We start from the raw sequence: 23490 nt of genomic DNA on the forward strand, positions 1-23490 counted from the left end.
CTACCCCAGAACAGAAAAACTGCTTTCTTCGTTGATGGGACGCTTGCGGGAATAGAACCCAACATCAATCGAACGCCCGATATAGGGCAGTTCATATTGCAGCGGTTGCGCATCGTGATCCGCGCCGCCCTCGCAGTACTCGATCAAGGCCGTCATCATCTTGCCAGCAATCGGGGCATTCTTGTACTGGTTCCCGCTGGTGCCGCAGGCCATGTAGAACCCCGGCAGGCTGGATTTGTCATAGATCGGAATCCAGTCGGTCGACGCGTCATACAGGTCCACCACCCCGCGCGTTTTGGAGGGAATACCGAGGCTGGGTACACGCTGGGCATACCGCATGGCCTGAGTGGTCCACTGGTCGGTGAAGTCGTGGTTGTAGTGCACGTCATCCTCACACCACTGATGCGGGTCGCATTCCGGGTCTTCTGAGCCGACAAGAATGTGGTTGCCATGTTCGGGGCGGCAGTAGCAGGCGATATCGCTGTCCGAAACAATCGTGCCATCGTTTTCAAAATCGAACCCTTCGGGCGCGGGAACGTGGACGACTTCCTGCCGGAGAGGACGTGTTTCAATCGTCATATCGTCCAGAACGTCGGCCATTTTGTTGATGATGGCCGAGCCGGGACCGGCGACATTCACGACAACCTTCGCATGGATTTCCTCACCCGACGCCAGTTTGACGCCCGAAACCCGACCCCCGTTGGTCAGGATCTCAACCACCTCAGCCCCCGTGCGCACTTCCGCGCCGTGCTGCTTGGCTGCATCCATCAGGTTTTGCGCGGACAGCGCCGGATCGGTGACATAGCCCGCCTGCGGCCAGAACACACCGCCGTGCATTTTGCGGCCGTTCGGTTGACCAAATTCCGGGTCGTCCATACGGCGTGCAGGTGCGAAACTGTCTTTGGAATAGATGGGCAGACGTTCACTGACTTTGTCTACCGACCATTCTTCGAACGGGCAATCCAGATCAGCGCTGTTCTTCATGTGCTTTTCCAGCATGCCATTGGCGTCGGTTTTCATCACCAGACAGCCGGTCTCGCGGAACTGCGCCAGGTTAGCGTCTTCTGGCAGACCAAGGTATTCAGCCCAATCGCGCCAGTAGTGGTAACCCTCCCAAGCAAATGCCGTCCCGTCGAAGGTCGAATAATGCATCCGAATGATCGCGCAGGACCCCGCGGTCGAGCCATGGCCAACCTGGCTGTTTCGGTCCAGCGACAGGGTTTTCCAGCCCGCTTTTGCCATTTCAAAGGCGATGGCCGCGCCGATCACACCGGTTCCGATGATGATTGCGTCAGGTTGGCTCATGAGGGATCTCCTTTCCAATAGCGCATTGAATAGGCGCTGAATTCTTCGACTTCTTCGGGTTTCGGTTCAACCCCAGTGAAAACGTAAAGGTAATGCGGAACCATGGCGATCCGCGTCTCCATCGGTTCGTTCAACTGCGCCAGATCGTAGCCGATCTGCATATAGTACAGCACTCGTGCGCGGGTTTCGGCCTCGTACTCGGAATAACCGTATCGCGCGAACATCGCGTGCAGAGCCTTTAGCCTGCGCGCATCAGATTGATCCAGCGCCCGCCGAACTTTGCCAGATTTACGCGCCCAGTCGCGGACGGCAAAATCAAGCGCCGTATCGAACAATGAGGTGTTCACCACGCAGCGATGCACATTGCAGACTGCTCCTGTGATCGTCTCCGCAGGGGCCTCGGCCTGCGCGACCAAAGCGGCGGTATTGGTGGCCTGCCAGCGAGCAAGCAACGCATCCAGCAGCTCTTGCCGAGACTTGAAGTACCAATAGAAAGACGACCGCGACACGGCCATCCGTTCCGCCAGATTCAGCACCTTGATCTGATCCACGCCATCCGAGATCAGAACGTCCATCGCCACGTTCAGCCAATCATCGCGGGTAACCTTGATGTTGCCGACCAACGGCTCGGCTTCAGGGTCATCCCGGTGCAGGATAGGTTTCGCGTTCATTCAACTCTCCGGCGGTGCGCCGCCTTCAGCGGTACGACGCGCGACAAAGTCCTGCAAGGCTCCGATACGGTCACTGTCACTTGGCGGCGCTTTGAACTCGCTCAGAATGCCTTTCCAAACACCCGTCGCCCGATGATTGGCATCCACCGACCCGCGTTCGGTCCACGTTCCGAAATTTGCGTAGTCATGCACATGGGGCTGGTAGAACTCGGTGTTGTACCGCTCCATCGTCTGGCTGGAGGCAAAGAAATGCCCGCTGGGTTCAACCTCGCTTAGCGCCGTGTCGAACCCGATTTCGGCAGTGCCTGCCTGCGCCCCGGCACAAAGCTCGGCCACCATGTTCAGAACCTCGGCATCGCAGATCATCTTCTCGAAGGACACGGTCAGGCCACCCTCGAGCCAGCCTGCCGAGTGAATGATCACCGTCGCCCCGGCCATCAGACAACCCCAGAGACCGAACTGGTTTTCATTCGCGGCCTGAACGTCGTTGATGTTCGAGGCCGAGCCAGCAGCCGAACGCCAAGGCAGGCCCAAGTGCCGCGCCAGTTGCCCCGCTGCCAGCGAGGCCTGAAAATGCGATGGCGTACCGAACGCAGGCGCACCTGATTTCATGTCCACGTTGCTGGTGAATGTCCCGTAGCACACAGGCGCACCGGGATTGGTCAGCTGCGTCAGGGTCAGGGCCGCCAATGCCTCGGCATGCGACAACGTAATGGCGCCGGCCACTGTGATCGGAGCCATAGCCCCCATCAGTGTGAACGGCGTGATGATCGACATCTGGCCATTCCGCGCAAAATCAATCAGACCCTGCGCCATCGGAATGTCCAACGTGCGCGGGCTGTTGGTGTTGATAATCGTGTAGCAATGCGCGCCCGAGCGGAACTCGTCGTCCGACAGACCGCGCGCGATGGACAGCATTTCAAAGCAATCCATCACCTGCGGGGTGCCACGGGAAAAGAAGAACGGGAATTTGTCCGTCAATTCCATCTGCGCCTGAGTTGTGAAGTAGTGGCGCAGGTTCGTTGGCACATCCTGCGGCTCGACCTGGGGTGAGATCATCTGAAAGACATCGAAGTGATGAGTGAGTTTCAAGAACTCTAGGTAATCCTGCCCGGTTGCAGGGCGACGCCCCCGCTCCAGATCCGTTGCGTTCGGGGCCCCTGCCCCCGGCTGGAAAACAAGGCTGCCCAATTCCAGAGTGAAATCCCGACGACGCGCCCCGGCGTGGCAAGCAATCGACTTGGGGGCCGAGGCGACTGCGGCCTCGACCAGATCGCGCCCGATATAGACCATCTCGGTGTCTTCATCCACACGCGCGCCCGCTTTACTGAAGATGCGGCGCGCCTCGGGTAGCAGGCATTTGACCCCAAGCTCCTGCAAGGTGCGCAGGGCCGTTTCGTGCATCTCGGCGATCTGATCCGCCGGAAAAACCTCCATCTGGGGAAACGGATTTCGCAACTGGCGATAGTTCACGTCCCGACTGGGCGCAGGGGCAGCTTCTGCGCCTCGGCCGCGCCGTCGTCGCCCACGTTCGGATGTTTGACCGATCATGCTCAGCCCCTCATCGCTTTGCCCTGCGGGTCGTATGGCGACGGGGCGATGATCCGCGCGGGACGTTCAACGCCGACCACATGAACCGATAGCTCGGTTCCCGGCGCGGCCTTGTCGCGATCGACCAGCGCCATGGCCAGAGATTTACCCGTATAATGGCCATACCCGCCCGATGTGACAAAACCCACGCGCTCGCCCCCCGACCAAACGGGCTCGTATCCACTGGCGTCTGCGTCCACGGCGTCCACCTCAAGCGTGACCTGAACCTGTGCCGGGCCATTACCGTCGCGCTCTGCGACGGCAGCCTCTTTGCCGACAAAGTCCTTGTCCCAATCGATCCAGCGATCCATTCCGGTCATGCCGGGCGTATAAAGCTGCGTGAATTCCGCCGACCAGATGCCAAAACTCTTCTCAAGCCGGGTCGAGAGCATAGCGTTGAAACCGCACTCACGAATACCCTCATCAGCACCTGCCTCCAGCAGCATCCGGCGCAGTTTGATGTGGTCGCCATAGCGGCAGTTGATCTCGTATCCCTTCTCACCCGTGACAGACATGCGGGCGACACGCGCGCGGACCAAGCCGATGTCGAAATCGCCGCAGCCCATGAATTTGAGGTCCGAGATATCTTGCTCGGCCAGTTTCTCGACCACAGCCTGCGATTTAGGTCCGACAACAGCGAAGCCGCAGTATTCTTCGCCCAGATCGCGGACGTTGACACCATCGATCATGTGATCGTCGAACCAGCGCATATGCCAGGCGCGCAGGTAGTAGCTGCCCATGATCCACCAGGTGCCATCTCCCCAGTTCAGAACGGTCAGATCACCTTTGAGACGCCCGTTCTCGCCCAACATCGGAGCCAGCTTCGCCCGCCCCGGCGCGGGCAGTTTCGATGCCATGACCTTGTCGAGCCACACTTCGGCGTTAGGGCCCGAAACCTCGAACCGCGAAAAGCCCGAGATATCCAGCAGACCCGCGCCTTCGCGAATGACTTTGCATTCCTCGGCCACGATGTCATGGGCATTCGAGCGTTTCAGCGTCGGCGTCTCTTCAAACCCTTTCGGCGCGAAGTAGAGCGGCACTTCAAGATCCCAGCTGACGCCCCATTTGCAACCCGCCTCGGTCATCGCATCATGCGCAGGGGCCATTTTCAGCGGACGTCCCGCCGGCAGTTGTTCGTTCGGATAAGTCATCACAAAACGGCGCGAGTAAAACTGGCCGGTGGTTTCGCGGATATAACGCTTGTTTTGCGCGAAGTCGCCATAGCGCGCCACATCCATCGGCCATGCGTCGGCTTCGGGCTCGCCATGGATCATCCATTCGGCCAGTGTCTTACCAACTCCGCCCCCTTGCAGGAAGCCCGCCATAACCGCACAGGCCGACCAGTAGCCGCGTTTACCCGGCACCGGACCGACGAGAGGGTTCCCATCCGGCGAGAAGGTGAATGCGCCGTTGACCCATGTCTTGATGCCGACATTCTGGATCGAGGGATAGCGCTCGAAGCCCAGCGTCAACTCATTCTCGATGCGGTCCAGCTGTTCCTGAAACAGCTCTTCGCCGTAGTTCCACGGCGCGCCGTCCATGGCCCAGTGTTCATGGTCGACCTCGTAAATCCCGACCAGAACACCCTTCTGGTCCTGCCGCATATAGGTGAACCCTTCGAGGTCCACGGTCATCGGCATCTCAAACTCTGCCGCCGCAACTTCGGGCACCGCGTCTGTGATCAGATAATGATGCTTGAGCGGCGAAACCGGGAGTTCGACCCCAGCCATGCGGCCGACCTGCTTCGCCCAAAGGCCCGCAGCGTTGACCACATGCTCACAGGTAATCGTGCCCTTGTCGGTAACCACCTGCCAGCCATCGGCCGTCTGTGTCAGGCTTTCGACCTTGGTCTCTTCGTAATATTCAGCGCCGCGCTTTTTGGCCGCCGTGGCATAAGCCTGCACCGTGCCGGTCGTGTCGATATAGCCTTCGCGATCCGCCCACATCGCACCCAGCACGCCGTCTGTGGACATGATCGGGCAGCGTTTCTGCGCCTCTTCCGGGGTCAGCAACTCGCAATCGTCAATGCCAACGGACTGGAAAATGCGATAGTTGGCCTGCAGCCACTCCCATCGCTCGGGTGTGCCTGCAAGCGTCAGGCCTCCGGTCATGTGCAGGCCGATATTTTGGCCGGATTCCTTTTCGATCTCGCTGAGAAGGTCGATGGTATAGGCCTGCAGTGACGCCATGTTCGGGTCCGCGTTCAACGCGTGGATGCCACCTGCCGCGTGCCACGAGGACCCGGACGCCAAGCGCCGGCGTTCCAGCATCACAACATCCGACCAGCCGAACTTGGCCAGGTGATAAAGAACCGAAGCGCCAACGACGCCGCCCCCGATGACCACTACGCGATACTGAGATTTCATCCTGCCCTCCCCTGCATGGCTTGGCAGGACGCTAGTGGCACTGTTCACATCTGTCTAGACATTTCTGTACAGTTCTCGTCGCGTTGAATAACCGACCTAGACAAGGCAGCGATCAGAGTTGCGCGCTTGGGCGGGATGCGACCTTATCGAACCACGCTAGGGTGGCGGTATTTTGCTGTGGAATCCGCATCTTGATCACACGGGCGAAGTCGACGAAGACGAAGGTTGAGATGTCTGCGAGGGTGAATTCCGCACCCGCGACAAACGAACTTTCGGCGAGTCTGTCTTCGAGCATCGAAAAGAAACGACCAACCCGCGCGGATCCGCGTTGTGCCAATTCGGGGATTTGGGCGTGATTCACCGGTCCGGGAATCGCCCGGTCCGCAAAGGCCGGATGGGTGTTTCGCAAAGTCTCGGCAATGGGCATGCCGCCCTGCTGTTCGACGATGCTGTTCCACATCAGGACCTGCCCTTTTTCATCGGGCGTGCGCCCCATCAGGGGCGGTTCAGGGAACCGGGCCTCTAGATAAGCAGCGATCCCGAGGTTTTCGGTCAACGCGGTACCATCATCCGTAACCAACACAGGAACAGTTGCGTTCGGGTTCACAGCGCGGAAATCGTCGGCAAGCTGTTCGCCCTTGGCGATCGAGATTTCTCGGGTCTCAATCTCCAGCCCCTTTTCGGCAATGAACATACGCGCGCGGCGCGGGTTTGGAGCGGTGGAGCAATCATAAAACAGCATCGAGACCTCGGGACAAGTCAGCGGCGATAGATAAAGCAGCGGCCTTCCACGGCGCCCGCGGGCAGTGGAAGTTCGGTCAACGCATCGAAGTACATCCGATCGCTGGACACCATCAAACCGCCCTCGGCCAATAGCGGTTCAATCAGCGGAGAGACAAAGCGGGCGAAATCGTCGTTCTTTTTGCGGTTATGGCCGCCCAAGTCCGCATGGATCAGGCTGGCAGTCGCGCCAAAGCGATCCAGCGACGCGGGCAGCGTTTCGCGAACGTCTCCCAAGATCACGCGATCCTCGGGCGGCGTGGAATCCGGATGCGAAGCCACCGCGCGCTCGAACACATAGACCGTACGGTCGTCAATGTACTGCACCATGTGGTGATATGTCCGCCCATTGCCCAACCCAAGTTCGAACACTGGCCCCGGCATACCTTTGGTCTGGGCAATGGCGAAATCCAGACAGGCCCGCTGGGACACCATGCGGTCGATGAACAGATCCAGGCGGCTTTGGTTGTCGGGCACGGGGAAATCTCTCCTTGATATCAATCAGCTTATAATCTGCGGCTGACAGTGCATGTGATGACAAATCCTCAAGGTTTTGTGTAGCCGGATTGGCAAAAGTTTCACATTTTCGCGACAATTCAGCCTAAGAACGGGTTTGACTACACAGGCCCAACCGCGCGAAACTGCATCAAAAAACACAGGGAGTTGAAAACGCCGATGCCGACCTTCGGACAAACGGGTAGAAAACCCGAATGACTGCGTTGTTGTCCGTCAAGGACCTGAGCATCGGATTCGGTGCGGGTGAGCCTGTTGTCAAAGGTGTCAGCTTTGAGGTTGAGGCCGGGCAAACGCTGGCATTGGTCGGTGAATCCGGGTCGGGCAAAACCATCTCATGCCGTGCAGCTTTGCGGATCTTGCCGCGCGCAGCACAGATTCGCAGCGGCACAATTACCTTGAATGATTCGAAGGGCTTCGAAGATCTGACCCAGATCAGCGAACGGCAGATGCGCGATATTCGCGGCAACCGGGTCTCGATGATTTTTCAAGAGCCGATGCGATCTCTGTCCCCGCTGCACAAGATCGGCAATCAGGTCAGCGAAGTTCTGTGGCTGCATCGCAATGCCTCCGAGGCGCAGGCCCGCAAAGAGGTGCTGACCCAGTTTGAGCGCGTGGGCTTCCCGGACCCGCAACGTGCCTATGATTCTTATCCGTTCGAGTTGTCCGGCGGGATGCGCCAACGCGCCATGATTGCGATGGCGATGGTGTCCAAGCCGGAATTGCTGATCGCGGATGAACCTACGACCGCGCTTGACGTTACGACACAAGCGCAAGTGCTGGGGCTGATTAAGGAATTGCAACGCGAGACGGGCATGGCCCTGATCCTGGTGACCCATGACCTGGGCGTTGTGGCCAACATGGCCGAACAGGTCGTCGTCATGCACAAAGGCCGCGTGATGGAGGCGGGTGCCGCCGCGCCGATCCTCAGCGCCCCAGCGCACCCTTATACGCAACAACTGTTCAACGCCGCGCCCGCCATCCCTGATGAAGAGTCGGTCGGCTTGCCGATGCCGGATGAAGACCTGATCCTTCAAATGAAGGGCGTGTCCAAGACCTACACCATGCGCTCAAGCAAAGGGTGGCAAGAAGACAAGCTGATCCATGCCTGCCGCGGCGTCGACCTGAACCTTGCCCGCGGCAAGACGCTGGCGATTGTGGGCGAAAGCGGATCGGGCAAGACTACGGCTGCGCGGATTGCCCTTGGCGCCGAGCTTCCCGATCCGGGGGGCGAGGTTCTGTTCCGCACCGCGCCGGACGAAGACCCTATACCCGTGCATCAGATGACGCGTGCCCAACGCACTGCGTTCCAGCGCAAGGCGCAGATGGTATTTCAGGACCCCTATAGCTCACTCAGTCCACGGATGCGCATTCAGGACGCGCTGACTGAACCGCTTGAGATCCACGCCATTGGGTCCGCTGCCGAACAGCGCGACAAGGCGGTCGAGATGCTGCAACGCGTTGGCTTGAACGGTGATATGCTGAAACGCTATCCGCACGCGTTTTCTGGCGGCCAGCGACAGCGCCTGTCGATTGCGCGGGCGATGATGCTGGACCCGCAGCTGATTGTCTGCGACGAGCCCACCTCGGCTTTGGACGTGTCGGTTCAGGAACAGATCCTTACCTTGCTGGAAAGCCTGCAGGATCGCCTGAACCTTTCTTACCTGTTTATCTCGCACGACTTGGCGGTCGTGGCGCGTATCGCCGACGAAGTTGCGGTGATGCGCCGGGGGCTTGTCGTCGAACAGGCACCACCTGAAACACTGTTTTACAACCCCCGCCATCCTTACACCAAGGCGCTGATCGCCGCTCAACCGGAACCCGACATCAACCGGCCCATCGACCTTAAACTGGTTGCTTTGGGTGCAGGTTCACCAGACAGTTGGGATGACACCTTCCGATTTACCGACTCCGTGATACCTTCATTGGTAGAGATGGAGCCCGGACATAAGGTACGATGCCATGTTTAAGACCACTCGCCCTCTCATTCTGGCCGCCGCACTGGCCGCCACCTGGATGCTGCCCGCCACGGCAAACACGCCCACTCCGCAGGAAAGCGCATTCTGGGCCACAGAAGTAGACGCGGGCAACCTTCCTCCTGTCGCCGAACGTTTGCCAGCCGAGCCGCTGGTGGTGGACCTGGCCACCAAGGGCAGAGAGTTTGGAACACCGGGCGGAACGTTGCGCACCATGGTCACCCGGTCCAAAGATATCCGTCAGATGGTGGTCTATGGCTATGCCCGACTGGTCGGCTTTAACGAAAACTACGAGATCGTGCCGGACCTGCTGGAATCCTACGAAAACGAAGACAATCGCAAGTTCACCTTGCATCTGCGCGATGGACATAAATGGTCGGACGGATCACCCTTTACCTCGGAAGATTTCCGCTACTGGTGGGAGGACGTGGCCAATAACGAACTTCTCAGCCCTTCGGGTCCGCCGGATTTCCTGATTGTCGAAGGAAAGACACCAACCGTTACTTTCCCGGATGAAACCACTGTTGTGTTCGAGTGGGATGATCCCAATCCCGATTTTCTGCAGTCCCTCGCGCAAGCGCGGCCACCGTTCATCTATCGCCCCGCCGCTTTCCTCAAACAATATCATGACAAGTTTGCAGACGCCGAAGAACTCGCCTTTCTGGTCGAGGACGCCCGTGTCAAAAGCTGGGCCGCCCTGCACAACAAGCTGGACAACCTGTACAAGTTCGACAACCACGAACTTCCGACGCTGCAACCGTGGCTGAACGCAAGCTCAGGTAAGAAGATCCGCCATAATTTCGTGCGTAACCCGTATTACCACCGCATCGACTCGAATGGTGTGCAACTGCCGTATATCGACGTGGTCGAGATGGAGATTGTGGCCCCCGGTCTGGTCGCGGCCAAGGCGAACGCGGGCGAGACTGATTTGCAAGGACGCGGGCTGGCGTTTCGCGACGCCTCAATCCTGAAAAAGGGTGAAGCTGGCGGCGACTACAAAACCCTGCTGTGGAAGACCGGCGTCGCGTCTCAGATCGCGATCTATCCGAACCTGAACTATGCCGACGAGGCCTGGCGCGAGGTGCTGCGTGACGTCCGAGTGCGCCGCGCCCTTTCGCTGGCCATCGACCGCAAAACGATCAACCAGGCGCTCTATTTCAAGCTGGCTCATCCCGGGGCGATGTCGGTGCTGCCTGCCTCTCCGTTCTTCAGCGAGGAAAACGCGCAGGCCTGGGCGCAGTATGACGTCGATATGGCCAACGCCCTTCTGGACGAGGCCGGCCTGACCGAGCGCGACAAGAACGGCATCCGGCTGCTGCCCGATGGTCGTCCGATGGAACTGATCATCGAAACCGCCGGTGAGCGGCAGGAGGTTGAAAACGCCCTGCAGATCGTCACCGACACATGGCGTGAGATCGGCGTCGACCTTGTCATGCGTCCTCTGGACCGGGACATCCTGCGCAACCGCGTCTTTGCTGGAAACACGATGGCCTCGGTCTGGTTCGGCTGGGATGACGGCATTCCGCAGGCTCACACCTCGCCCGCCTATCTTGCCCCGACTGATCAGGTGTTTCTGGCGTGGCCCAAATGGGGGCAGTATTACCAAACCGGCGGCGATGTCGGCGAAGCGCCCGACATGCCCGAGGCCAAGCGTCTGATGGAGCTTGCCCATGATTGGGAGGTCGCCACAACCGACGAAGAACGCGCTGCCGTCTGGACCGAGATGCTGAACATCCATGCCGACCAGCTTTATGCCATCGGCATTCTGAACGGCGCGCCGCAGCCCATCGTCGTATCCAACCGCCTGCGCAACGTACCCGAGCAGGGCATGTGGGCGTGGGAGCCCGGAGCCCATTTCGGCATCCACCGCCCCGACGAATTCTTTTTCGCCGACTGATCAGGAGCAGCTAAATGGTCATGCTGCGCTATGCGGTGTATCGCTTTTTCACGATGCTGCTGACTTTGCTGGTGGTGTCGGTACTGATCTTTGTGATCATCAACCTGCCGCCCGGCGACTATCTCAGCAACCAGATCGCAGAGCTTCAGGCCTCAGGCCAATCTGCCGGCGTGGCCAAAGCCGAGTTTCTGCGCACGGAATACGCCTTGGACCGCCCGATCTGGGAGCAGTACCTGATCTGGATGGGTTTCTGGCCCGGTCCGCACGGGTTCGAGGGCCTGCTACAGGGCAACTATGGTTGGTCCTTTGAATTCGACCGCCCCGTGGCCGAAATCGTGGGTGATACGCTGTGGCTGACTGTTGTCGTGAACTTGGCGGCTATTTTGTTCGTCTACGCGGTCGCGCTGCCCTTGGGTGTGATTGCGGCGGCCCGGTCGCGGACGTGGATCGACTATACCTCGGCCTTTGTGGGCTATCTGGGTCTGGCAACACCGAACTTCCTGCTGGCGCTGATCCTGTTCTATTACGGTCACCGCTATTTCGACCTGCCCATTGGCGGCCTGATGGACCCGTCTTTCGAAGGCCAGCCGATGAGTTGGGAAAAGCTGAAGTCCATTCTCGTGCACCTGATCGTTCCGACATTTGTCATCGGCACTTCGGGTGCGTCGGCCATGATGCAGCGTCTGCGTGCCAACATGCTGGATGAGCTGGGCAAGCCCTACGTCGAAACCGCCATCGCCAAGGGTATGGCCCCGTCACGGATGCTGACGAAATACCCGCTGCGCGTCGCCTTCAACCCGTTTGTGGCCGATATCGGAAACCTGCTGCCCTCGATGGTGTCTGGCTCGGTTCTGGTTTCGGTGGTTCTGGGCCTTCAGACCATTGGTCCGACCCTGCTGACCGCGCTGAAGACGCAGGATCAATTCCTTTCGGCGTTCATCCTGATGTTCGTGGCCTTACTGACCCTGATCGGCACCATGATCTCTGATATTCTGCTGGTCATGCTAGACCCGCGCATTCGCTACGAGGGGCGTGAAGCATGACCAAACATCCAGACGGTCGCTTTGTCGACGACGCTCCTTTCGATCCCGATGCCTCGCTCCAACAGGTTGAACGCGCCGATCTCGACGCACCCAACTGGCTGTTGGTCTGGCGCAAGTTCAGAACCCACAAGCTGGGTCTGATCTCGGGGGTATTCCTGCTGCTGTGCTACCTGATGTTGCCCTTTGCAGGGTTCATCGCACCCTACGGTCCGAATGAACGGAACGGCGAACACCTCTATGCCCCACCCCAGAGCGTCATCTGGTTCCATGAAGGCAAGTTCATTGGCCCCTATGTCTATCCGATCGTCGCCGAGGCCGATCTTGAGACGTTCCAGTGGAAATTCGTGCCCGATACCGAAGACCCCCGCCCTATTCGTTTTTTCTGTGAGGGGTCCGAGTACCGGCTGGCCGGGTTGATCAAGTCTGACACGCACCTGTTCTGCGCGCCCGAAGGGGCGACCCTGTTCCTTTGGGGCTCGGATCGCCTTGGGCGCGACGTGTTCAGCCGAATTCTTTACGGCGCGCAGCTGTCTCTGACCGTTGGCCTGATCGGGATTTCTGTGTCGTTCTTCCTGGGTATCCTGTTCGGGTCTATGGCCGGCTACTTTGGGGGCAAGATCGACTGGGTCATCAACCGTGTGATCGAAATTCTGCGATCCCTGCCGGAACTGCCACTTTGGCTGGCTCTTTCTGCCGCTGTTCCATCAAATTGGAGCCCGGTCGCAGTGTTCTTCATCATCTCGATCATTCTCGGGATACTTGATTGGCCCGGTTTGGCACGTTCCGTACGCGCCAAATTCCTGTCGCTGCGGGAAGAGGAATACGTCCGCGCCGCCGAGATGATGGGCGCAAGCTCGGGTCGCGTGATCCGCAAACACCTGCTGCCGAATTTCATGTCGCACCTGATCGCCTCGGCCACCTTGTCGATCCCGGCGATGATCCTTGGGGAAACCGCGCTCAGCTTCCTGGGCCTCGGCCTGCGGGCTCCGGCGGTCAGTTGGGGTGTGATGCTGAATGACGCGCAGAACCTCGCCTCAATCGAGATCTACCCGTGGACAGCCATCCCAATGCTGCCGATCATCGTCGTGGTGCTGGCCTTCAACTTCCTGGGGGATGGGTTACGCGACAGCCTCGACCCGTATCAGCAATGAGCCTGCTGTCCGCCCTGCCCGCTACCGACAGTTACCGGACAACTGGCAAAGGCGCCCTATCCAGCGCGTTTGCCGTATCCGAATTGGCGACAGCCACCTTCGGCGCGGTCGGACAGGAACTGGCTCGGTTGACAGCAGCCCTCAACCTATCGTCTGAAATGCCTGCGGCCACGGTAGATCACAAGCTGGCCTCACTTTGGTACGGGTTTTCCTTCAAACCTGACGGATGGGAAATGCCAAGCCTTTGGGACGCGGTCGCAGGGGACTACCAAACCGCCGACGGCTGGATCAGGTTGCACACCAACCTGCCGCGCCACCGGGCCGCGGCGTTGAAAGTGCTCGAGGTCACGGCGGACCGGACACTGGTGGCGCAAGCAGTACGCACATGGGCCGCAAGCGAACTGGAATCTGCGGTCGTCGCTCAAGGGGGCGTAGCTGCGGCCATGCGCAGCCGGTCAGATTGGCTGGACCATCCTCAGGGCCGCGCCATTTCCCGCGATCCGCTCATCGGATGGCACAGCCCGCGCCAGATCAAACTGCGCGACCGGCCTGAGGCCTCGGCAACGCGTCCGCTGGCAGGGTTGCGCGTCCTCGACCTGACGCGTGTGCTGGCAGGTCCAGTCTCGACCCGCACTCTGGCCGGGTTCGGCGCCGAGGTCCTGCGTGTCGATCCCCCCGGTTGGGACGAGCCCGGCGTTATCCCAGATATCTCACTTGGTAAATCCTGCGCCTACCTTGACCTGAAATCGTCGGTCGGACTCGAAAAGCTGCAAGACCTGCTTTCGCAAGCCGACGTCTTCATCCATGGCTATCGCCCCGGCGCACTGGACGGGCTGGGGCTGACCAAAGCCAAGCGCGATGAACTTGCCCCGAACCGGGTCGAGGTCACGCTGGATGCTTACGGCTGGCAGGGCCCATGGGCCAACCGACGCGGGTTCGACAGCCTTGTACAGATGAGCGCCGGGATCGCCGATGCGGGCCGGGATTGGGCGAAGGCGGATAAACCCACGCCCCTGCCGGTGCAAGCACTGGATCACGCGACCGGCTACCTGATGGCCGCGGCCGCCCTCTCTGCCATGGCCGAGGCTGCACTGGGAAATCCCATCATGTTGGGCCAACTTTCCCTGGCGCGCACAGCCGAACTTCTAGCCGTTCTCAGCAAGTCTGAAACGCAAGAGAGCATTTCCGGCGCGATGCCAGCCGACTACGATACCAACCCCGAGGCCTCGGGCTGGGGTCCTGGTCATCGCCTGAAACCGGCTTTGTCCGTGGGTGCGGCCAAGATGGTTTGGGACCGACCCGCGTCAAAGCTTGGCACTTCGCCCCCCGCTTGGCCATCGCTGAACGGCTGAACCAACCGCCGCGCGGCACGCGCGGCCCGGCCAAACGCTTTGGGTGACGTCTCGTCAGAGACGTCACCCAAAGGGGCGGGAGCGCCCCCTAGCGATCGTCGCCGCCCGGTCCGATGTCGTCCAGATAATCCTCGTCAATTGCCGCCTGAACTGCACCAGTCACGGCCTCACGCTGCTTTGGCGTCAGATCCTCGGCTTCTTTGCCATCCGCAAGGCGTACCGTGACCTCGCGGTGGGCGAACTTGATACCTTCCCGCGCGAACAGCTCGCGAATTTCCTGGTACACTTTCTTGCGCACCAGCCATTGATCGCCCGGTTTGGTCATGAACTTGACCCGAATGATCATCGCAGAATCCTGCATCTCGATCACGCCCTGCGATTTCAGCGGCTGGATAAAGTTGTCTCCGATCACCGGATCGCTCAGCAACTCCTGCCCCAGCTTCTTGATCAGCTTGCGCACCTTCTCGACATCCGTGTCGTAGGTCACCCGCAAGGGCAGTTTCATGATCACCCAATCGCGGGAGTAGTTGGTCAGCACCTTGATCTCACCAAAGGGGATCGTGTTCAGCGCACCCAGATGGTGCCGCAGCTGGAATGACCGGACCGAGATCTTTTCGACCGTTCCCTTCACATCCCCGATGTCGATGTACTCACCCTTGCGGAACGCGTCATCCATCAGGAAGAACGCGCCCGAAAATATGTCCCGCACCAGCGTTTGCGAACCGAAGCCCACGGCCAGACCGACGACGCCGGCACCGGCAAACAGCGGGCTGACATTGATGCCCAGCTCCATCAGGGCAATCAGGGCAATTGTGACAACGACCAACGCCAGAATGGCCCCGCGGAACAGCGGCAGCAGGGTCGCAAGCCGGCTCTGTCCGCCTTCCCCGCCTTCGTCGCCCAACTCGGCCTCACCGCCGCCATCGTCGATTTCCTGCGCGATTTTCGAGTCGATCCAGATGCGGAAGAAATTGAACAGGACGTATCCAATGAACAGGATCACCATAACGTCTAGCGCACGTTCAATCGGCAGGTCCTCGCTCCAGCTGGCGTCCGGGTTCCAGATAACCACCAGCGCATAGAGACCGACGACAAAAGCCAGAATACCCGCGACCCGACGCGCCAGGTCTTCGTAAGTCACGATGGAATGCTTGCGCATTTCAGCCTGTGGGGTCTCAATCACCTCTTCCTCGGCGTCGCCTTCAGCGTCTTCCGGGCTTGCATTCAACTCGACCATCTGCCGGTTGCGATCGAAATACCGCTCGAGCAGGTAGTTCATCGCACCATAGGCAACCACGACCGACATGAAGATGGCGTAGCTGCTGGCCACAATCGGGATCGAGTTCTGGTTTTCCAGCACGAGGTCGACCGCGAGCTTGAACCAACTGAACACCATGTACAGGATCAATACCGGCGCCCAGGCGAACGAGATAAAGCGCAGAATCCATGACACCTGATCCGGGGTCCGACCGCCACGAATGGCGTTGGAAATGGCGCGTGCGTTGAACAGGATCATCAGGACATTGCCCAACGCACCCAGCATCGTCAGACTGCCATAGACCATGGCGTAGACGTTATAGTTGAGCCCGAAATCCGCGACCCAGGTGGCAAACAGCACAACGGTAATGTCATATGTGGCCAACGCGGATGCCCAGATGTACAGCCGTTTTGCGTCGCGATCTGAAAAGGGCGGCAGGCGATATTGGCTAAGGTACGGGGACAGCACCATCCGCCACAGGTCGGAGACAGTGCGCGACAAGAAAAAAGCCGTGAAAATGGCGGTGACCGTGAACTGGATTGAGATGTCTTCGGCTTCTCCGAAGAAAAGGAAACCTACGATCAGCGCCATCAGCATCGCAAAGATCGTGGCTCCGATCCCCATGAAGAAGCGGAACACCAGGAACGGCATCTTCTCGCGATAGCCCTGCGGGTTTTCTTTGGATCGGGCGACGACAAAGCCCTTGGCGATGCGTTTGCCGTAAATCTCGATCGACAACCACCGACCGATCAACAGAAACAGGATGTTCCAGAACAGAACTTCGACATAGGTCTGTATACGCCCATCCGGGCTGGTCTGGCGCAGAATGTACTGAACTTCAAAGATCGAATAGGGCAGCGCCTCGAGCCGCGAATTCATAGACTCGCGAAACTTGGAAAACCGCTCCTGCGCCTTCATCAACTGCGAACCGTCGCCCATCGGGTCCGACGGGCCTTCGGGTCCCGGTGTCGCGCCTTGTCCTCCGGTGGATACGATCTGCCCGGTACTGTCGATGACGATGACGCTGGCACCAGACTCCGTTGCGGTCCGGATCGCCGCAGCAAGGTCGCTGTCACTGGTTGGTTCAGAACTGCTGCTTGAACCCGAGGGATAGCCCGGAATAAGCGAGGTCTGTGCTGCGGCCCCACCCACCAGCGCCAGGGTAAGGGACCATAGTATCAGCGTTAATCCGACCAGAAATGTGCGTTTCATCCGGTTTTCTTCCAATTCATTCTTCGCAAGGCAGAGTATCGAAGCCTTCTGGCCGGTTCAAACACTCAACCCCTGACGTCGCAATATCGTGTCACGGCGTGTTCCTGGCACCATGCTTGGAAACGAAGTGTTTGCAACCTGGAAAAAACGGAATATGACCGGGCAAACACGGTCAACAAAGCGGGTAAACTGACAATTTGATGTAGAACAGGGCGCGACCGGGGAACCCACGGTTAAATGCGTCGCAGGTCGAGACAGCCTGGTTTACATCCGTGATTTTGCTCGCAGCCGGAAAAAATATATACGATACAGGTGCAAGCGCGCGGAGTTGCACCAAGACAGTGAAATAGGCGAAAGCATGAGCCTGAAAAGACAAGAAGAAACAACCGGCCGTGCGCCGCGCATTCTGTTCTACAGCCACGATACGTTCGGCTTGGGCCATTTGCGCAGGTCCAGGGCCTTGGCAAGTGCAATTACACAGGCTGACCCTTCTGCGTCGGCACTGATCCTGACGGGTTCGCCCGTTGCCGGTCGTTTCACATTTCCGCGCCGTGTGGACCACGTGCGCCTGCCCGGTGTGACCAAACGAGCCGACGGATCTTATGCATCGCAAACGATTGGCATGGGGATCGAAGAGGTCACCGAGTTGCGCGCGGGCCTGATCCAGACTTCCGTTCAGCAATTCGACCCAGACGTTCTGATCGTCGACAAGGAACCCACAGGTTTTCGCGGCGAACTGATACCGACACTGGAAAGCATGGTGCGTACCCGCCGCACCAAGATCGTTTTGGGTCTGCGCGACGTTCTGGACGAGCCCGACGTTCTGGCCGCCGAGTGGGCGCGCAAAGAAGCCATCGAAGCGACCGAGAAATTCTATGACGAAATCTGGGTCTACGGGCTGCGCTCGATCTATGATCCGACCAGGGGCCTGCCCCTCAGCGCAGCCGCACAGTCGCGGATCCACTGGACAGGGTATCTGCGCCGTGATCTGGGACCCGTCGGAGAGCCGCCGGAGCAACCTTACATCCTGATCACGCCTGGTGGCGGTGGCGACGGCAAAGCGATGGTGAACCTGGTTCTGTCCGCCTACGAACAAGACCCCACTTTGTCACCACGGGCCGTTCTGGTGTACGGCCCCTTCCTTGCGGGTGAACAGCGCGACGAATTCGAAGCCCGCGTTGCGGCGCTGAACGGCCGGGTCACGGCGGTTGGATTTGAATCGCAGATCGAAACCCTGTTTGCAGGCGCCGCGGGCGTCGTCTGCATGGGCGGTTACAACACCTTTTGCGAGGTGCTGTCCTTTGACAAACGCGCCGTCATCGTCCCGCGCACGACACCAAGGCTTGAGCAATGGATCCGCGCCTCGCGGGCCGAGGATCTGGGGCTGGTGCGGATGCTGGACGAAAACCGCGACGGGCTGACAGCCGATGCCATGATCAGCGCCATCCGCAACCTGCCGCATCAAGCTCTGCCCTCGCAAGCGATTAGCGAAGGTCTGCTGGACGGGCTGGATTATGTTACAAGCCGCGTCGACGCGCTGCTTGGTGGAGAACGGGAACGGGCCACCGGATGACTTCCAAACACCCCAAGCTCGCGGTGCTGGTCAAAGGTTGGCCGCGCCTGTCCGAGACGTTTATCGCGCAGGAATTGGTCGCCTTGCAGGATGCAGGTCACCGGTTCGACATCTGGTCTCTGCGGCACCCGACGGACGTCAAACGCCACCCGCTGCACGACCGGTTCAAGGGACAGGTGCATTACCTGCCGGAATATCTGTACCAAGAGCCTCAGCGTGTCTGGGCGGCGCGCAGCGTCGCGCAGTCCCTGCCCGGCTATTCCGAAGCCTACAAAGTGTGGCGCGCGGATCTACGTCGCGACCCGACACATAATCGCATCCGTCGGTTTGGGCAGGCATGCGTTCTGGCGGCTGAATTGTCCTCGGAAACAAGGGTGATGTACGCGCATTTCATGCACACCCCGTCCTCGGTTGCACGCTATGCCGCCATCATGCGCGGCCTTCCGTGGAGCTTTTCGGCCCATGCCAAGGACATCTGGACCTCACCCGATTGGGAAAAGACCGAGAAACTGAAGGCCAGCACTCACGGGGCAGCCTTCGGAGCGACCTGTACCGCGATAGGGGCCGAGCACCTGCGCAGTCTGGCAGACGATCCCGCGCGGATTGATCTGATCTATCACGGGCTGGACCTGAACCGTTTTCCTGAGCCGCCAAACCGTATGGCCCGCACTCCGGATGGGCCGTTTCACATGCTATCGGTCGGTCGTTTGGTCGAGAAAAAGGGCTTCGACCGCCTGATCGATGCTCTTACCATGCTTCCGACAAGCTTGGACTGGCACTGGACCCATATCGGTGGCGGTACTCTGGCCGAAGCGCTGAGCGACAGAGCCGAGGCCGCTGGTATCGCGGATCGGATCACTTGGCGCGGAGCTTGCGACCAACCCGACGTGATCGCCGCTATGCGCGCATCGGACCTGTTTGTCCTGCCTAGCCGCATCGCGGCGGACGGGGACCGCGACGGGCTGCCGAATGTGTTGATGGAGGCCGCGTCTCAGCTGCTGCCAATCCTGTCGACACCTGTTTCGGCCATCCCAGAGTTTATCGACACCGGCACGCATGGGCTGTTGTCCGATGACAACCCGGCCGCGCTGGCCGAGGCGATTACCGAGATGGCCACCAACCCGGATCGCGCGACAGCCATGGCAAACGCGGCCCGCACCCGCTTGCTGGCTGATTTCCGCATGGATCCGGGCATTGCCCTGCTGTCCAAACGGCTTAGCGCGTTGGGGGCGAGCAAAGACTGATGGTCCGCGTCGCCTTTTTCTCGCCGATGAAATCTCCGGACAGCCCGGTGCCGTCGGGCGACAGAGAAATGGCGCGCAACCTGATCCGAGCCATTGGGGCGCAAGGCGATCAGGTCGATCTGATCTCGCAACTGCGCATCTACGACAAAGCCGGGGATGCTGAGGTGCAGCAGAACCTGCGCGCTGCAGCCGAGGCCGAAGCGCAGCGGTTGATCGCAGAAATGCCTGCCGACACCGATCTGTGGGTGACTTACCACAATTACTACAAGGCACCGGACCTTTTGGGCCCCAAAGTTTGTGCCGCACGTGGCATACCGTATGTCCAACTTGAAAGCACTCGGGCCACCAGCCGGTTGAATGGTCCATGGTCCGGGTTTGCTCAATCCGCGCATGACGCCTGCGATGCGGCGGCCGTTATTTTTTACCATACCGCCAACGATCTGATCACGCTGAAGCGTGAGCGATATGGCAATCAGGACCTGGTCGAATTACCGCCGTTTCTGCCGATCACAACGCTGCCACCCGCCTCTTCGGGCAACGGGCCCATGCTGACCGTGGGAATGATGCGGCAAGGCGACAAGTTGGCTTCGTACCATGTGCTGGCGCAGGCCCTGTCGTATTTGACCGGCGACTGGGCCCTGAGCATCGCGGGCAATGGGCCGGCGAGGGCCGATGTCGAAGCATTGATGGCGCCATTCGACGCAAAGGTCCAATTTCTTGGCCAGTTAGACCGCGACGCCTTGCAAGAAGTATACGCGAACGCGTCTATCATGGTCTGGCCTGGCGTGAATGAGGCGTATGGCATGGTCTATCTGGAAGCGCAGGCAAGCGGGGTCCCCGTCTTGGCGCAAGACAGACCGGGGGTCCGCGATGTACTGGCTCCGACCGACTATCCGTCCGTTGACAGTGGGGCCAAAGGGTTTGCTACGCGGTTACAAACCCTGTTGGATGATCCCGCCCTGCGCCGGTCGATTGGGGCGAAGGCGTGCGCCTATGTAACTGACCGCCACCTCATGCCCACCGCAACCGAAAGGTTCTGGCGGGCGGCACGACCCCTGATCGGAGGCACCGCATGAGCCGACTTGCCCTTTTGCGCCATGGTCACACCCATTGGAACCGCGCGGGCCGCATTCAGGGGCGCAGCGATATTCCCTTGGACGACGACGCCCGCGCCGAACTGGCCGGTTATGAACTGCCCGCGCCGTGGGACAAGGCGGCGCTCTGGTCCAGCCCTTTGCAGCGCGCCAGCGAAACAGCACGGCTGGTCGCAGGACAAGAGCCCATGGTCGCCGAGGCCCTCACCGAAATGAACTGGGGGGATTGGGAAGGTCTGCGCGGTGTTGATCTGATCGCGGATACAGGTAGCGGTTACCGTCATATCGAGGATTGGGGCTGGGATTATCGCCCACCGAACGGAGAAAGCCCGGCCGAGGTTCGGGCCCGGCTGCAACCCTGGCTGGGTGCGCTGCAAGGCGACACGGTCGCCGTCTGCCACATCGGTATCATGCGCGTCATACTGGCAGGGGCCTGGGGTTGGGATTTTGAGGGCGAAGCACCGTTCAAAATCAAACGCAACCGGCTGTATGTCATCGATCTGGAAAGCTTCCGCGCGCAACCAGAGCCGATCCGTTTGCTCCGGCAGGAGACCCCGGAATGAAGGTCATGATCGTTGTCACCCATTTGCTGGGCACCGGCCACCTGAGCCGTGCTTTGACGCTGGGTCGGGCCTTTGTGGCGGAGGGTCACGAGACGTTTGTCGTCTCAGGCGGGATGCCGGCACCGCAACTGGACAGCACCGGAATGACTCTGTTGGGCCTACCACCGCTACGTTCGGATGGCACCAATTTCACGCGCCTGCTGACACAAGACGGATCGGTGGCGGATGAGGCCTATCTGACGGCTCGCAAGATCGCGCTGGTCGAGGCCGTGCGCAGTTTTGCACCGGACATTCTGATCACCGAACTTTTTCCGTTTGGCCGTCGTTCCCTGGCGGCAGAGTTTTTGGCCGCGCTGGATGCCGCCCAAGCCCTACGTCCACGCCCGGTGGTTTTGGGATCGATCCGAGACATTCTGGCGCCACCATCCAAACCCTCAAAGGCAGAGCGCGCCGAAGAGATCGTGATGGGTTATTATGACGGTATTCTTGTCCACGCGGATCAAGACGTCGTGCCATTGAACATCAGTTGGCCCGTTTCCGACCAATTGGCGCAGCGGCTTTGCTATTCCGGCTTTGTGGCTCCTCCCGCCCCGGTCCCGCATAAGGACGCGACCGGTAAGGACGAGGTCCTGGTCAGCGCAGGTGGCGGTTCAGTCGGGCAGCCGATCTTTCGGGCCGCCGTTGAGGCCGCCCGAAAGATGCCCAACAGGCGCTGGCGCCTGTTGGTGGGCGGACAGGATGCCAAAGCGCGCATTGATGAACTTCGACAGCTTTCGGCGGATGCTCCGGTCACGTTGGAAACGGTACGTCCGGATTTCCGGCAGATGTTGCCGCATGCGGCGGCCTCGGTCAGCATGTGCGGCTACAACACCGCGCTGGACCTTCTGCAAAGCGGTACACCAGCGGTTTTCATTCCCTTCGATGACGGCAACGAAGTTGAACAGAGCCTGCGCGCACGTACTCTTGCAGAAATGCCTGCCATCGATGTGATCCCAAGCAAAGACTTGAACGGCGAGATGCTGGCCCGGGCCGTTGATCGCGTCATCTCTGCCGGGCCGCGCGAGGTTTCGGATCAAGGCTTTGATGGCGCTGTGCAATCCGTTCGGATCGCCAAGGACCTTTTGGAGCGGCGAGGATGATGGCCGATTGGAACATCTTGACCGATGAATTGGCGCTTTGGCGTCAGCAAGGTTTGATCCTGCCGCTGTGGTGGCGCGATGATGATGCGGTTTCACCAACACCGCAGCTAGAGCGGCTGTCGGCTATGTCCGAGGGCCTCGGCGCGCCGGTTCATCTGGCCATCATTCCGCGAGAGGCCGAAGCCAGCCTGGCTGACTATGTCAGCGCGCGATCACACCTGATCCCGGTCGTACACGGCTGGGCGCATCAGAACCACGCTCCGCAAGGTGAGAAGAAATCCGAGTTTCGACTGCACCGACCCATGGCTGACATCCTGCACGACGCCCAATCCGGCATGTCACGCCTTCAGGCGCTGTTTGGGAACCGATTGTGCCCAATGTTCGTGCCGCCCTGGAACCGTATCGCGCCCGAAGTGGTGAAAGAGCTGCCCAGCGCAGGCTATCGCATCCTGTCGACCGCCACTCCGCGATCCAGCGCGCAGGCGGCCCCCGGGCTGGAACAGGTCAACACCCACCTCGACCCGATCGATTGGCGCGGGTCGCGCGGGTTGGCTGACCCGGATATGCTGATTGCCAAGACCGCGCAGCTTTTGAAAGACCGCCGGGAAGGTCGCGCGGATAACGCCGAGCCCTTCGGCGTCCTGACCCATCACCTGGTCCATGATGAGGACATCTGGACCTTTACCCAGGACCTGCTGATAAGACTTCTGGACGGGCCCAGCGTTGTCTGGTCAGCCCCAACAGCCAAATGAAAACGGAGATC

18 protein-coding genes are annotated in these 23490 nt (G+C 59.9%); 11 read left to right on the plus strand and 7 right to left on the minus strand.

What is annotated here, in order from left to right; genetic code table 11:
• The 6 genes from GOV53_RS09535 to GOV53_RS09560 form a co-directional block, all read right to left on the minus strand.
• Positions 1-1305, minus strand: a complete 1305-nt coding sequence (locus GOV53_RS09535) for an NAD(P)/FAD-dependent oxidoreductase (protein WP_170465762.1) — start codon at positions 1303-1305, stop codon at positions 1-3.
• A complete protein-coding gene (locus tag GOV53_RS09540; RefSeq protein WP_170465765.1) occupies positions 1302-1976 on the minus strand; it encodes a TetR/AcrR family transcriptional regulator in 675 nt (224 codons plus the stop codon). The genes GOV53_RS09535 and GOV53_RS09540 overlap by 4 nt, the downstream gene beginning before the upstream one ends.
• Complete coding sequence (locus GOV53_RS09545; RefSeq protein WP_170465768.1) at positions 1977-3527, minus strand: trimethylamine methyltransferase family protein; 1551 nt, start codon at positions 3525-3527, stop codon at positions 1977-1979.
• Positions 3528-3529: 2 nt separating this feature from the next.
• Positions 3530-5932, minus strand: coding sequence for a GcvT family protein (locus GOV53_RS09550; RefSeq protein ID WP_170465771.1), 2403 nt, complete (start codon positions 5930-5932; stop codon positions 3530-3532).
• A 112-nt stretch (positions 5933-6044) separates the two neighbouring features.
• Positions 6045-6674 carry a glutathione S-transferase family protein gene (locus GOV53_RS09555; protein ID WP_170465774.1) on the minus strand — a complete coding sequence of 210 codons (630 nt, stop codon included), beginning with the start codon at positions 6672-6674 and terminating at the stop codon, positions 6045-6047.
• A 17-nt stretch (positions 6675-6691) separates the two neighbouring features.
• Positions 6692-7189 (minus strand): class I SAM-dependent methyltransferase, encoded by a 498-nt coding sequence (locus GOV53_RS09560; protein WP_170426813.1) that lies wholly within the window; start codon positions 7187-7189, stop codon positions 6692-6694.
• 233 nt (positions 7190-7422) lie between these two features.
• Between GOV53_RS09560 and GOV53_RS09565 the strand changes: the two genes are divergently transcribed.
• Genes GOV53_RS09565 through GOV53_RS09585 form a run of 5 tightly spaced genes read left to right on the plus strand, consistent with a single transcriptional unit; the run spans position 7423 to position 14644 of the window.
• The gene (locus tag GOV53_RS09565) at positions 7423-9195 is read left to right on the plus strand and encodes an ABC transporter ATP-binding protein (RefSeq protein WP_170465777.1); all 1773 of its coding nucleotides are present in this window, start codon (positions 7423-7425) and stop codon (positions 9193-9195) included.
• Positions 9188-11098, plus strand: a complete 1911-nt coding sequence (locus tag GOV53_RS09570; protein ID WP_170465780.1) for an ABC transporter substrate-binding protein — start codon at positions 9188-9190, stop codon at positions 11096-11098. The genes GOV53_RS09565 and GOV53_RS09570 overlap by 8 nt, the downstream gene beginning before the upstream one ends.
• Positions 11099-11112: 14 nt before the next feature.
• The gene (locus GOV53_RS09575; RefSeq protein WP_170426816.1) at positions 11113-12141 is read left to right on the plus strand and encodes an ABC transporter permease; all 1029 of its coding nucleotides are present in this window, start codon (positions 11113-11115) and stop codon (positions 12139-12141) included.
• Complete coding sequence (locus tag GOV53_RS09580; protein WP_170465783.1) at positions 12138-13292, plus strand: ABC transporter permease; 1155 nt, start codon at positions 12138-12140, stop codon at positions 13290-13292. Before GOV53_RS09575 ends, GOV53_RS09580 begins: the two co-directional genes overlap by 4 nt.
• Entirely contained in the window at positions 13289-14644 is a 1356-nt protein-coding gene (locus GOV53_RS09585; RefSeq protein ID WP_170465785.1) for a CoA transferase, read from the plus strand. Before GOV53_RS09580 ends, GOV53_RS09585 begins: the two co-directional genes overlap by 4 nt.
• Before the next feature lie 88 nt (positions 14645-14732).
• Here GOV53_RS09585 and GOV53_RS09590 read toward each other — a convergent pair whose 3' ends face one another.
• Positions 14733-17114: a mechanosensitive ion channel family protein gene (locus GOV53_RS09590; protein ID WP_170465788.1), complete on the minus strand. Its 2382-nt coding sequence runs from the start codon at positions 17112-17114 to the stop codon at positions 14733-14735.
• A 358-nt stretch (positions 17115-17472) separates the two neighbouring features.
• On the opposite strand from GOV53_RS09590, the gene GOV53_RS09595 reads away from it, so the two are divergent.
• Genes GOV53_RS09595 through GOV53_RS09620 form a run of 6 tightly spaced genes read left to right on the plus strand, consistent with a single transcriptional unit; the run spans position 17473 to position 23479 of the window.
• Positions 17473-18687 carry a glycosyltransferase family protein gene (locus GOV53_RS09595; protein WP_170465790.1) on the plus strand — a complete coding sequence of 405 codons (1215 nt, stop codon included), beginning with the start codon at positions 17473-17475 and terminating at the stop codon, positions 18685-18687.
• Complete coding sequence (locus GOV53_RS09600; protein WP_170465793.1) at positions 18684-19931, plus strand: glycosyltransferase family 4 protein; 1248 nt, start codon at positions 18684-18686, stop codon at positions 19929-19931. The genes GOV53_RS09595 and GOV53_RS09600 overlap by 4 nt, the downstream gene beginning before the upstream one ends.
• Entirely contained in the window at positions 19931-21007 is a 1077-nt protein-coding gene (locus tag GOV53_RS09605) for a glycosyltransferase family 4 protein (protein ID WP_170465795.1), read from the plus strand. The genes GOV53_RS09600 and GOV53_RS09605 overlap by 1 nt, the downstream gene beginning before the upstream one ends.
• Complete coding sequence (locus GOV53_RS09610; RefSeq protein ID WP_170465798.1) at positions 21004-21588, plus strand: histidine phosphatase family protein; 585 nt, start codon at positions 21004-21006, stop codon at positions 21586-21588. Before GOV53_RS09605 ends, GOV53_RS09610 begins: the two co-directional genes overlap by 4 nt.
• On the plus strand, positions 21585-22727 hold the full coding sequence (locus GOV53_RS09615; RefSeq protein ID WP_170465802.1) for a glycosyltransferase family protein: 1143 nt from the start codon (positions 21585-21587) through the stop codon (positions 22725-22727). Before GOV53_RS09610 ends, GOV53_RS09615 begins: the two co-directional genes overlap by 4 nt.
• Positions 22724-23479, plus strand: a complete 756-nt coding sequence (locus tag GOV53_RS09620; RefSeq protein WP_170465805.1) for a polysaccharide deacetylase family protein — start codon at positions 22724-22726, stop codon at positions 23477-23479. Before GOV53_RS09615 ends, GOV53_RS09620 begins: the two co-directional genes overlap by 4 nt.
• The last annotated feature ends 11 nt before the right edge of the window (positions 23480-23490 follow it).

Origin of the sequence: Ruegeria arenilitoris, from assembly GCF_013035315.1 — a bacterium.
Lineage (GTDB): Bacteria > Pseudomonadota > Alphaproteobacteria > Rhodobacterales > Rhodobacteraceae > Ruegeria > Ruegeria arenilitoris_D.